The sequence below is a fragment of the Mycobacterium sp. E1715 genome (assembly GCF_001667625.1).
In the GTDB taxonomy this organism is placed as follows: Bacteria; Actinomycetota; Actinomycetes; order Mycobacteriales; family Mycobacteriaceae; genus Mycobacterium.
This window is the reverse complement of sequence record NZ_LZJJ01000342.1, coordinates 1-11,636: the sequence shown is the minus strand read 5'-3', so window position 1 is coordinate 11,636 and position 11,636 is coordinate 1. Positions and strand designations below refer to the sequence as shown.

The following is an 11,636-nucleotide window of genomic DNA, read 5'->3' as shown; positions in this document are numbered from 1 at the left end:
TCCTCGACACCGACGCGGCGATCGAGCAGCGGACCGGGCGCAGCATCGCCGACATCTTCGCCACGGACGGCGAGCAGGAGTTCCGCCGCATCGAGGAGGACGCGGTGCGTGCCGCGTTGGCCGACCATGACGGCGTGGTGTCGCTCGGCGGCGGCGCGGTCACCAGCCCGGGGGTCTGCGAGGCGCTCGCCGGCCACACGGTCATCTACCTGGAGATCAGCGCCGGCGAAGGCGTGCGGCGCACCGGCGGCGGCGCAGTGCGCCCGCTGCTCGCCGTCCGTGGCGAAGATGTCGGCGATGCTGCGCCCGGTCCGCTGCTCGATCGCCGCGTCGGTGTCGAGGAACTCGACGCCGAGCGCCTTGGCCAGGCGCCGCCCGATGGTGGACTTGCCCGAACCCGGCAGCCCGACGAGTACCGCCTTGGGCGCCATCAAGCGGTCCCCCGGGCGGCCGGCGCTTCCCGGTCGGCGACCGCGCGCTGATACGCCTCGATGTTGCGCCGGGTTTCGGTGAGCGAGTCGCCGCCGAACTTCTCCAGCGCCGCGCGGGCGAGCACCAGCGCCACCATGGCCTCGACCACCACCCCCGCGGCGGGCACCGCGCACACGTCCGAGCGCTGGTGGATGGCGACGGCCTCGTCGCCGGTCGCCATGTCGACGGTGGCCAGCGCGCGCGGCACGGTGGAGATCGGCTTCATCGCGGCCCGCACCCGCAGCGGCTGGCCGTTGGTCATGCCGCCCTCCAGCCCACCGGCGCGATTCGTCGAGCGGACCACGCCGTCGGGGCCGGGATACATCTCGTCGTGCGCGCGGCTGCCGCGGCGGCGCGCCGTCTCGAAGCCGTCGCCGATCTCCACGCCCTTGATGGCCTGGATGCCCATCACCGCGGCGGCGAGCTGGCTGTCCAGCCGGTTGTCGCCGCTGGTGAACGAGCCCAGGCCCACCGGCAGGCCTGTCGCCACCACCTCGACCACTCCGCCGAGGGTGTCGCCGTCCTTCTTGGCCGCCTCGATCTCGGCGATCATGGACTTCGCAGCCTCCTCGTCATACGCGCGCACGGGGCTGTCGTCGATCGCGGGCAGGTCTTCGGGGCGGGGCGGGGGGCCGTCGTAGGGCGCCGACGGGCCGATCGCGATGACGTGGGAGAGCACGTCGACGCCGAGCGCCTGGCGCAGGAAGGACCGCGCGACCGTGCCCACCGCGACGCGGGCGGCGGTCTCCCGGGCGCTGGCGCGCTCCAGGACCGGGCGGGCGTCGTCGAAGCCGTACTTGAGCATGCCGGCGTAGTCGGCGTGCCCGGGCCGCGGCCGGGTGAGCGGTTCGTTGCGGGCGATGTTGGCCAGCTCCGCCGGGTCCACCGGGTCGGCGGCCATCACGGTCTCCCATTTGGGCCACTCGGTGTTGCCGATCTCGATGGCGATGGGGCCGCCCAGCGTGATGCCGTGGCGGACCCCGGACAGCACGGTCACCGCGTCGCGCTCGAACTTCATCCGCGCGCCGCGCCCGTACCCGAGGCGGCGGCGGGCCAATTGGTCGGCGATATCGGTGGAGGTGACCTCCACCCCGGCGACCATGCCCTCGAGCATGGCCACCAACGCGCGGCCATGCGACTCCCCGGCGGTGATCCAACGCAACACCCGGTCATTCTCCCACGGGGTCCGGCGCGGGCTTAAATCCCGAGAACCAGGCCGATCGCGGCGGCGGTGGCCAGGCACATCGACGGGCCATGGGGCACCGCCCGGGCGCCGCACAGCACCGCGAACAGCGTCGTCAGCAGCGGCGCGGCCAGCGCGGCCAGGAACCACGTCCCGACCCCGAAACACCCCGCCAGCGCCCCGAGGCCGATCGCCAGCTTGACGTCCCCGGCGCCCATCCCGGCCGGGGCGAGCGAGTGCACCAGCAGATAGATCGCGGTCAGCGCCGTCGCGCCGGCCAGCGCGGCCCAGCCGCGCCCGGCCACCGCTGCCGTCAGCAGGATCACCCCGGCCCCGGGCAGCGTGAGCACGTTCGGCAACCGGCGCTCGCGGACGTCGCAGCCGCTCAGCAGCAACAGCCACGCGAGCACCGCCACAACCGCTCCAAGCCGCATGGGTTCTCCTGGGTGCGCCGCGAGTGTGGGGCTAGGTACGAAAACGGTGGCGATGTCGTCCCTAGGCCCCACGCTCGGCGGTTGACCTGAGACATCCGACGCGAGGGACGTTAGCCCAGGGCGGCGGCCATGGCCTCTCGCGGCGCCGGTTGCCCTGTGAATAGCTCGACCTGGGTGAACGCCTGGTGCAACAGCATCTGCAGGCCGCTGATCACGCGGCCGCCGGCGGCGGCCACCGCGGCGGCCAGCGGCGTGGGCCACGGGTCGTAGACGGCGTCCAGCAGGACCGGGATCGCGGCGAGGGTGCCCGCGTACCGCGCCGCGACGTCGGCTGGGATCGTGCTGACCAGCACCTCGGCGGCGGCCACCGCGGTCCCCAGGCCGTCGTCGTCGATGTTCACGAACCGCGTCCGGACCCCGATTCCGGTGCCCAACTCCACCAGCCGGGCGGCCTTGTCGGGGTTGCGCGCGACGACGGTGATGGCGGGGACGCCCAGCTGCGCCAGGCCCAGGACGGCCGCCGGCGCGGTGCCGCCCGACCCGCACACCAGCGCGGGCCCGGTGGCCGACGAAAGCGCCCCCGCGACGCCGTCGATGTCGGTGTTGTCGGCCCGCCAGCCGGCGGGCGTGCGGACCAGGGTGTTGGCCGACCCCACCCGCTCGGCCCGCTCGGTGCGCTCGTCGGCGAAGCGCAGCGCCGCGAACTTGCCCGGCATGGTGACCGACACCCCGACCCATTCGGGCCCGAAGCCGCCGACGACGGCCGGCAGCCGCTCGGCGTCACATTCGATGCGGTCGTAGGTCCAGTCCAGCAGGCCCAGCGCCCGGTAGGCGGCCAGGTGCAGCTGCGGGGACTTCGAGTGGGCGATCGGCTTGCCGAGCACCGCCGCTTTCCGGGGTCCGCCCTCAGCGCGCGCTATCGAGGACACCGTTGCGCTTAGCCAGCTCGATGTTGGCCAGATGCTGCTGATAATCCTTGGTGAACAGCGTCGTCCCCTGGGCGTCGATGGTGACGAAGTACAGCCAGTCGCCGGGCTCGGGATGCTCGGCGGCGCGCAGCGCGTCGACACCCGGCGAACAGATCGCCGTCGCGGGCAGCCCCTGCGACACGTAGGTGTTCCACGGCGTCTTCTGGGCGCGGTCGGCGTCGGTGGTGGCCACCTCCCGGCGATCCAGCGGGTAGTTGACCGTCGAGTCGAATTCCAGCGTGTGGTGGGCGTGCAGGCGGTTGTAGATCACCTGCGCGACCTTCGCGAAGTCCTGCGACTTGGATTCCTGCTCCACCAGCGAGGCCACCACCAGGATGTCGTACGGCGACAGGCCCATGGACTGGGCGGTGTCCACCAACCCGGACTTCATGTACTCGACGCCCCCGGCGCTGATCAGGCTCGACAGGATGGTCTCGGCAGAGGCGGACGGGTCCACGTTGAAGGTTCCCGGCGCGATCAGCCCCTCGATCCGGCGATGGTCCTTGCCGAGCTCGGTGAAGGGTTCGACGGCCCACGGCGGCACCGCGAGCGCGGCGGGCGCGCTGTTGGTCGACGCCGCCCGCAGCTCCTCCACCGCGACGCAGTGCTGGTTGCCGTCGAGGGTCACGCACGTGGCGCGGGAGATCAGCGTCAGGATCCCCGGGGTCACCACGTTGGTCTTCATGTCGGTGGTGTCGTCGAGCTGACGGCCCTCCGGGATGACCAGTCGGCCCACCCGGCTGTTCGGGTCGGCCAGCCGCGCGACGGCGTCGGCCGCCGGGATCTCGGTGCGCATTCGGTAGAAGCCGGGCTGGATCGAGGAGATCTTGCTGTTGCCGTGCGCGGCGTTGACGAATGCCCGGACGGTCTTGACCACCTGCTCGTGCTGCAGCGTCTCCCCGACGTTGGTGGTCGAGTCACCGTCCTTGATCTGAATCACGATGTCCTGCTTGCCATTTCCGGCGTAGTCGTCGCCGGCTCCGAACACCGTGTGCCACAGCTTGGCGCCGACGAACACGGCCACCAGCACGACGACGGCGACGACCGCGAGCACGATCTTGCCGGCGAACCGCCGCTGGCGTCGCCCCCGTTCGGCCCGGTTCCGGGCGACGCGGCTGCGCTTCCGCGACGTGCCGACCGCCTCGGGCTCGGCGCGTTGCCGCCTTGCGCTGTCAACCATCGGCGGGCTCCCCCGCCGTCAGGGCGGCGCGGCGCTGGTCGAGCCAGCTCTGCAGGATGGCCACCGCGGCCGCCTGGTCGATCACGGCCCGCTGTTCGCGGGCGCGGACGCCGGCCGCGCGCAGCGAGCGCTGCGCGCTCACGGTGGTCAGGCGCTCGTCGGCCAGGCGCACGGGCGTGGGGGCGATCCGCTGGGCCAGCGTGTCGGCCAGCTCCATCGCGTCGATCGCCGACGGACCGGTGCGGTCGGCCAGCGTGCGTGGCAGCCCGACGACCACCTCGACCGCGCCGAGTTCGGCGGCCAGCTCGGCCAGTCGGCGCACGTGCTTGCCGGAGCGGTCACGGCGCACGGTTTCCACCGGGGTGGCCAGGATGCCGTCGGGGTCGCTGCTGGCGACGCCGATGCGCACGCTGCCGACGTCGATGCCGAGCCGCCGCCCCCGGCCGGGATCCTGGTCAGGGTCGCCGGGCCGGTCGGGCACGCGATGCTGTGCGGGGACCACTCAGCCGACCCGCGCTATCTCGGAGCGGACCGCCTCCAGCGCCGCGTCGATGCGGCTGGGGTCCTTTCCGGAACCCTGCGCCAGGTCCGGCTTGCCTCCGCCGCGGCCGTCGACCGTCGCGGCGAGCTGCTTGATCAGGTCGTTGGCGCGGAGCCCGAGGTCCTGGGCGGCGGGGTTGGCGGCGACCGCGTACGGCACACTGCCCCCCTCTCCCTCGGAGATCAGCGCCACCACGGCGGGGTCGCTGCCCAGCTTGCCGCGGATGTCGCCCACCAGGGAGCGCAGGTCGCCGGCCGTCATCCCCGCCGACATGCGTTGCGCCACCACACGGACGTTACCGATACGCTCCGCGCCGGCCGCCGCGTTGGTCGCGGCGGCGCGCGCGCTCGCCAGCCGTGCGCGTTCGAGTTCCTTCTCGGCCGCCTTGAGCCGCTCCACCAGTCCGGCCACCCGGGCGGGCACCTCGTCGGACGGCACCTTCAGCGACGAGGCCAGCCCCGCCATCAGCGCGCGCTCCTTGGCCAGGTGGCGGAAGGAGTCCAGCCCGACGTAGGCCTCCACCCGGCGCACGCCGGAGCCGACCGACGATTCGCCCAGGATGGTCACCGGCCCGATCTGAGCGGAGTTGTGCACGTGGGTCCCGCCGCAGAGCTCGAGCGAGAACGGCCCGCCGATCTCGACCACCCGCACCTCGTCCGGGTAGGCCTCGCCGAACATTGCCATTGCGCCCATCGCCTTGGCCCTCTCCAGCTGCTCGGTGAACGTGTGCACCTCGAAGTCGGCCTGGACGGCCTGGTTGGTGACCTCTTCGACCTGGGTGCGCTGCTCGTCGGACAGCGGACCCTGCCAGTTGAAGTCGAACCGCAGGTAGCCGGGGCGGTTCAGCGATCCCGCCTGAACGGCGTTGGGGCCCAGCACCTGTCGCAGCGCGGCATGCACCATGTGGGTGCCCGAGTGGCCCTGGGTGGCGCCCCGGCGCCATTCCGGATCGACCGCGGCGACCACGGTGTCGCCCTCCACGAACTCCCCGGATTCGACGTTGACCCGATGCACCCACAGGGTTTTCGCGATCTTCTGCACGTCGGTGACCGCCGCGCGGGCGCTCGCGCCTGCGCCGGTCCCGCTGATGGTGCCCTCGTCGGCGATCTGCCCGCCGGACTCGGCGTAGAGCGGCGTGCGGTCCAGCACCAGTTCGACTTGCTGCGCGCCCTCGGCGCCGTGCGTGACGACCGGGACCCGCTTGCCGTCCACGAAGATGCCCAGAATCTTTGCCTCGGAGGACAATTCGTCGAAGCCGGTGAATTCCGTCGGGCCGGCGTCGACCAGCTCCCGATAGGCGCTCAGGTCGGCGTGGGCGTGCTTGCGAGCGGCGGCGTCCGCCTTCGCGCGCCGACGCTGCTCGGCCATCAGTTCCCGGAAGCCGATCTCGTCGACCTGCAGGCCCGCCTCGGCGGCCATCTCCAGGGTCAGCTCGATCGGGAAGCCGTAGGTGTCGTGCAGCGTGAAAGCGTCCGAGCCCGAGATCGCTTTGGCCCCAGCCTCTTTGGTGGTGCCGGCGACCTCGTCGAACAGCTTGGAACCGGCCGCCAGCGTGCGGTTGAACGCGGTCTCCTCGGCGACGGCGATGCGCCTGATCCGGTCGAAGTCGGCGACCAGTTCGGGATACGACGGCCCCATCGCGTCGCGCACGGTGGTCATCAACTCGCCGACGATGGGCCCGTCGATGTCGAGCAGCTTGGCCGAACGGATCACCCGGCGCAGCAGCCGGCGCAGTACGTAGCCGCGACCGTCGTTGCCGGGCGTGACGCCGTCGCCGATCAGGATCGCCGCGGTGCGGCTGTGGTCGGCGATCACCCGGTAGCGCACATCGTCGGAGTGGTTGCCCACGTCATATCCGCGCGGCGCGCGGGCGGCCACCGCGTCGATGACGGGCCGCAGCAGGTCGGTCTCGTACACGTTGTGCACGCCCTGCAGGATGAACGCGACCCGCTCGACGCCCATGCCGGTGTCAATGTTCTTGCGGGGCAACGGGCCGAGGATTTCGAAGTCGGTCTTGGAAGTGCCCTCGCCGCGTTCGTTCTGCATGAACACGAGGTTCCAGATCTCGATGTAGCGCTCTTCGTTGGCCACCGGGCCGCCACCGACCCCGAACTCTTCGCCGCGGTCGTAGTAGATCTCCGACGACGGGCCACACGGACCGGGGATGCCCATGGACCAGTAGTTGTCTTCCATGCCGCGGCGCTGGATCCGCTCGGCCGGCAGCCCGGCGATCTCCTGCCACAGCTGCACGGCCTCGTCGTCGTCGAAATAGACCGTCGTCCAGATCCTTTCGGGATCCAGGCCGTAGCCGCCCTCGGACAACCCGTTGGTCAGCAGAGTCCACGCCAGCTCGATGGCGCGGCGCTTGAAGTAATCGCCGAACGAGAAGTTGCCGGCCATCTGAAAGAAGGTGTTGTGCCGGGTGGTGATCCCCACCTCGTCGATGTCGGGCGTGCGGATGCACTTTTGGATGCTGGTGGCCGTCGAGTACGGCGGCGTGCGCGCTCCCAGGAAGTACGGCACGAACTGGACCATGCCCGCGTTGACGAACAGCAGGTTGGGGTCGTCGAGGATCACCGATGCGCTCGGCACCTCGGTGTGGCCCGCCTTCACGAAATGATCAAGAAACCGCTTCCTGATCTCGTGTGTCTGCACTTGGAGTCCGCTTCTTCCTTTTGCTTTGTCGCGTGTTGCTTTGTCGCGTGTTGCTTTGTCGCGTGAACGTCTATTCCAGCGTATTCGCTGGAGTAGCTGGCTACCGGGCCGCTAACCCTCCAGAAAGCTCAGCCGCACCGAGCGTTGTGGGTTGTCCCGGTTCAAATCGACCAGCACGATGCTTTGCCAGGTGCCCAGCATCGGCTCGCCCCCGGAGACCGGCACGGTCACCGACGGCGCGACCAGCGCCGGCATCACGTGATCCGCGCCGTGGCCCGGCGAGCCGTGCGAGTGCCGATACCGGTCGTCGCGCGGCAGCAGCCGTTCCAGCGTGTCGAGCAGGTCTTCGTCGGAGCCGGCCCCCGTTTCGATGATGGCGACGCCCGCGGTGGCGTGCGGGACGAACACGTTGCACAACCCGTCGCCCCTCGACCAGCAGAAGCCCCGCACCGCCTCGGTCAGATCGACGATGCGGCGTCGTGTTGTGTCCACGTCCAGCACGTCGGTATGCATCCGAACCAGCCTACGGCGCACACGTTGCGGGCAGCCAATCGATTGTGAGCGCGACCACATTTGGGCATTGCGGGGCGCATTGGGCAGGAGGAAGGTAACTGGTGGGGCCGGTGGCGCCACGGGCTCCTTGGATATAAGCCCTACAGAGGAGGTCGGCCGTGTACGCACGCTCCACCACCATCCAGGCGCAACCCTTGTCGGTCGACATCGGGATCGCGCACGTTCGCGATGTCGTCATGCCCGCCCTCACCGAGATCGAGGGGTGTGTCGGGCTGTCGCTGTTGGTCGACCGGCAGTCCGGGACCTGCATCGCCACCAGCTCGTGGGACAGCATCGACGCGATGCGCGCCAGCGCCGAACGGGTCGCCCCGATTCGCGATCAGGCCGCGCTGATGTTCGACGGCAGCGCGCGGGTCGAGGAGTGGGACATCGCTTTGCTGCACCGCGACCATCCGTCGCGGCAGGGTGCCTGCGTGCGGGCCACCTGGCTCAAGGTGGTGCCGGACCAGCTCACCCGGTCCCTGGACTTCTACCGCTCGTCGGTGCTGCCGGAGCTCGAGGAGCTCGACGGGTTCTGCAGCGCCAGCCTGCTGGTCGACCATCCGGCGTGCCGACGGGCGGTGTCGTGCTCGACGTTCGACTCGATGGACGCGATGGCCCGCAACAGCGACCGGGCGAACGAATTGCGCAGCAGGCGCGTCCGGGAGCTGGGCGCCGAGGTGATCGACGTCGCCGAATTCGAGCTGGCGATCGCCCACCTGCGGGTGCCCGAGCTGGTCTAGCGCTAGCACGCTTCTTTCGCCGAGCGTCACGCCAGCGTGGCGGCTGCCGTCCAGTGTCACGCCAGCGTGACGCTCGATGCGTTCAGGGCAGCGCGTCGCCCGGGAATCCCCGGCAGGGATGCACCTCGAAGGTGAAGACGCCCGCGGCCACACCCGGGTCGTCGGCCATGATCGCGGCGGTGTCGTCGACCGAGGCCGCGAACACCGCGATCCCGCAGATCTCGGAGCCGTCGGTGACCGGCAACACGATGGGCATGACGCCGTCGTCGCGCAGCCCGAAGTTGCGCCGCCCGTGCTCCCAGACGGTCCCCGGTGTCGTCTCGTCGCCGAACCGCGGCCCCTGCTTGAGGATGACGACGCTGTAGGGCTGGGTGGTGGCCAGCAGCCGGCCCATCTCGTCGTCGGTGAAGGTTTTCATGACCGCCCCCGCTTTCCCCGGATGATCGCCCGCAACCGCTCCAGCCGCCCGGCCATCTCCCGCTCACCGCCGCGGCCGGTCGGCCGGTAGTAGTCCACGTCCACCAACTCGTCCGGCGGATATTGCTGGGCCAGGACACCGTCGGGATCGTTGTGCGAATACCGATACCCCTGCGCGTGTCCCAGCGCCGCCGCGCCGGAATAGTGCCCGTCGCGCAGGTGGGGCGGCACCAGGCCCGCCTTGCCCGCCTTGATGTCGTCCATCGCCGCGGCGAGCGCGGTGGTCACGGAGTTCGACTTGGGCGCGGTGGCCAGGTGGATGGTGGCGTGGGCCAGCGTCAGCTGCGCCTCGGGCATGCCGATCAGCTGCACGGTCTGCGCGGCCGCCACCGCGATCTGCAGCGCGCTGGGGTCGGCCATGCCGATGTCCTCGCTGGCCAGGATCATCAGCCGCCGCGCGAGGAACCGCGGGTCCTCCCCCGCGACGAGCATGCGGGCCAGGTAGTGCAGCGCCGCGTCGACGTCCGAGCCCCGCACCGACTTGATGAAGGCGCTGATGACGTCGTAGTGCTGGTCGCCGTCCCGGTCGTAGCGCACCGCGGCCTTGTCCAGCGACTGCTCGATGGTCTCGACGCTCACCGACTCGGTGGCTTCGGCCGCGACCTCCAGCGCGGTCAGCGCCCGCCGGGCGTCGCCGGCGGCCAGCCGCACCAGCAGGTCGACGGCCTCGGGCGTCACCGCGACCCGGCCGTCCAGTCCGCGCGGATCGTCGATCGCCCGCTGCACCACCGCGCGGATGTCCTCGGCGCTGAGCGGGCGCAACTGCAGGATCAGCGAGCGGGACAGCAGCGGCGCCACCACCGAGAACGACGGGTTCTCCGTGGTCGCGGCCACCAGCAGCACCACCCGGTTCTCCACGGCGGACAGCAGGGCGTCCTGCTGGGTCTTGGAGAAGCGGTGCACCTCGTCGATGAACAGCACCGTCTGCTCGCCGCGCAACAACGCCTGCCGCGCCTGGTCGATGACGGCGCGCACGTCTTTGACCCCGGCCGACAGCGCCGACAGCGCCTCGAACCGGCGACCGGTCGCCTGGGAGATCAGCGCGGCCAGCGTCGTCTTGCCGCTGCCGGGCGGGCCGTAGAGGATGGCCGACGCCACGCCGGATCCCTCGACCAGGCGGCGCAGCGGCGACCCGGGCGCCAGCAGGTGCTCCTGGCCGACCACCTCGTCCAACGAGGCCGGCCGCATGCGCACGGCCAGCGGCGCACCGGCCGACACGCCCAGGCCGTGATCGCTCGTCGGAGCCGCGCCGGGCAGGTCAAAAAGACCGTCGGACACGGCATCAGGCATACCACGAAAACGAATCCGGGCGCCGCCCCGACATCTTTGCTAAGTTCCCGTGTGCGCGTGCCCACAGGTTGAGTCAACAGCTAGGACGGACATGAGCCAGCCTCCCGAATATCCAGGCACCCCGGCCGACCCGTACGGCAGCGAGCACAACCCTCCGGGCTATCCGCCCCCGCCCGGCTACGGCGCGCCTCCCCCGCAATCACCCGGCTACGGCGCACCTCCCCCGCAATCACCCGGCTACGGCGCACCACAGCCGCGGCTAACAGCGCCGTAACTTCTGGCGTGGCTTTGAGGTCAGACCTGCTGCGGCCCGGGCGGCGGGCCCGGCTGGTAGCCCGCTTGCGGCACGGGAACAACCTGGCCGCCGGTCAGCTTGCGGTAGGCGTAGGTCAGGATCAGCGCGTCGAGCGGCGCCGTCACCAGCAGGCCGACCCCGCACGCCAGCGCCCCGGCGAAGATCAGGGCCATCACCACCAGCCACACCAGCAGCGCGTTGGCGAAATTCGACCCCACCAGCGAGAAGCTGGAGGTGAAGCCCTTGATCGCCGACTCCGAACGATCGACGACGAACAGGATGGTGAACTGCACGAACAGGCTCAGCACCAGGCCCGGAACGAAGCACAACGAGTAGCCGATCGAGGTGAGGACACCGACGATCAGCGCGGCCAGGAATGCCATCCCCAGGTTGCGGGGCCTGAAGAACGACGCGATGGTCACCGGCCGCCCGTCGGCGATGTCCAGGCAGCCGGACAGGAAGCCGGCCTGGGCGAACGCGGTGACCAGGTAGGTCAGCAGGGTGCCGATGATGAAGACGACCAGGGCGGCGCCGGTGAGGTTGGTCGTGAAATAAAAGCCGTAGTCGTCACTGGTCGCCGTGTTCGGCGACATGTTCTGGCCCGCGATGTTCACCCCGGTGGCCACGCCGAACAACAGGCCGTACACCAGCGCCGGCACGATCAACACCAGCGCGTTCTTGGTGAACGTGTTCCAAGCCCAGCTGAAGGCGTCACCGACGCTGAACCCCGGGGCGGCGGGTGCCCCATAGCCGGGCTGGGGGTAGCCGCCGTACCCCGGCGGGGGCGCGCCATAGCTGGGCGGCGGGCCGTAGCCGGGCGGCGGGGTGCCGTAGCCCGGCTACGGCC

At 70.8% G+C, this 11,636-nt stretch carries 10 protein-coding genes and 3 pseudogenes; 2 read left to right on the top strand and 11 right to left on the bottom strand.

What is annotated here, in order from left to right; translation table 11 throughout:
* Positions 1-359, top strand: a pseudogene (locus A9X03_RS17305) (shikimate kinase); the annotation flags it as partial.
* Here A9X03_RS17305 and A9X03_RS30875 read toward each other — a convergent pair.
* The 8 genes and pseudogenes from A9X03_RS30875 to A9X03_RS17270 all read right to left on the bottom strand — a co-directional run.
* Positions 327-431: pseudogene (locus A9X03_RS30875) on the bottom strand (shikimate kinase); the annotation flags it as partial. The pseudogenes A9X03_RS17305 and A9X03_RS30875 overlap by 33 nt on opposite strands.
* Positions 431-1,636: a chorismate synthase gene (gene aroC, locus A9X03_RS17300; RefSeq protein WP_068262139.1), complete on the bottom strand. Its 1,206-nt coding sequence runs from the start codon at positions 1,634-1,636 to the stop codon at positions 431-433. The pseudogene A9X03_RS30875 and the gene aroC, both read right to left, overlap by 1 nt.
* Before the next feature lie 32 nt (positions 1,637-1,668).
* Positions 1,669-2,088, bottom strand: a complete 420-nt coding sequence (locus tag A9X03_RS17295) for an A24 family peptidase (RefSeq protein ID WP_068262136.1) — start codon at positions 2,086-2,088, stop codon at positions 1,669-1,671.
* Between the two features lie 110 nt (positions 2,089-2,198).
* Positions 2,199-3,008: a shikimate dehydrogenase gene (locus A9X03_RS17290; protein WP_369828411.1), complete on the bottom strand. Its 810-nt coding sequence runs from the start codon at positions 3,006-3,008 to the stop codon at positions 2,199-2,201.
* Positions 2,995-4,236, bottom strand: coding sequence for an endolytic transglycosylase MltG (gene mltG, locus A9X03_RS17285; RefSeq protein ID WP_068262133.1), 1,242 nt, complete (start codon positions 4,234-4,236; stop codon positions 2,995-2,997). The genes A9X03_RS17290 and mltG overlap by 14 nt, the downstream gene beginning before the upstream one ends.
* A complete protein-coding gene (gene ruvX, locus A9X03_RS17280) occupies positions 4,229-4,738 on the bottom strand; it encodes a Holliday junction resolvase RuvX (RefSeq protein ID WP_067752787.1) in 510 nt (169 codons plus the stop codon). The genes mltG and ruvX overlap by 8 nt, the downstream gene beginning before the upstream one ends.
* Complete coding sequence (gene alaS, locus A9X03_RS17275) at positions 4,739-7,432, bottom strand: alanine--tRNA ligase (RefSeq protein ID WP_068262129.1); 2,694 nt, start codon at positions 7,430-7,432, stop codon at positions 4,739-4,741.
* Positions 7,433-7,543: 111 nt separating this feature from the next.
* On the bottom strand, positions 7,544-7,933 hold the full coding sequence (locus A9X03_RS17270; RefSeq protein WP_197499176.1) for a secondary thiamine-phosphate synthase enzyme YjbQ: 390 nt from the start codon (positions 7,931-7,933) through the stop codon (positions 7,544-7,546).
* A 170-nt stretch (positions 7,934-8,103) separates the two neighbouring features.
* Between A9X03_RS17270 and A9X03_RS17265 the strand changes: the two genes are divergently transcribed.
* A complete protein-coding gene (locus tag A9X03_RS17265) occupies positions 8,104-8,727 on the top strand; it encodes a hypothetical protein (RefSeq protein ID WP_067752779.1) in 624 nt (207 codons plus the stop codon).
* A gap of 82 nt (positions 8,728-8,809) precedes the next feature.
* Here A9X03_RS17265 and A9X03_RS17260 read toward each other — a convergent pair whose 3' ends face one another.
* The 3 genes and pseudogenes from A9X03_RS17260 to A9X03_RS17250 form a co-directional block, all read right to left on the bottom strand.
* A complete protein-coding gene (locus A9X03_RS17260) occupies positions 8,810-9,145 on the bottom strand; it encodes a hypothetical protein (protein WP_067886973.1) in 336 nt (111 codons plus the stop codon).
* Entirely contained in the window at positions 9,142-10,494 is a 1,353-nt protein-coding gene (locus A9X03_RS17255) for a replication-associated recombination protein A (protein ID WP_068262125.1), read from the bottom strand. The genes A9X03_RS17260 and A9X03_RS17255 overlap by 4 nt, the downstream gene beginning before the upstream one ends.
* A gap of 294 nt (positions 10,495-10,788) precedes the next feature.
* A pseudogene (locus A9X03_RS17250) lies at positions 10,789-11,628 on the bottom strand (hypothetical protein); the annotation flags it as partial.
* Between the last annotated feature and the right edge of the window lie 8 nt (positions 11,629-11,636).

Excerpts from the sequence above, each read along its gene's own strand:
- A9X03_RS17295 (WP_068262136.1), bottom strand. The coding sequence starts at position 2,088 with ATGCGGCTTGGAGCGGTTGTGGCGGTGCTCGCGTGGCTGTTGCTGCTG.
- A9X03_RS17260 (WP_067886973.1), bottom strand. The coding sequence starts at position 9,145 with ATGAAAACCTTCACCGACGACGAGATGGGCCGGCTGCTGGCCACCACC.
- A9X03_RS17255 (WP_068262125.1), bottom strand. The coding sequence starts at position 10,494 with ATGCCTGATGCCGTGTCCGACGGTCTTTTTGACCTGCCCGGCGCGGCT.
- mltG (WP_068262133.1), bottom strand. The coding sequence starts at position 4,236 with ATGGTTGACAGCGCAAGGCGGCAACGCGCCGAGCCCGAGGCGGTCGGC.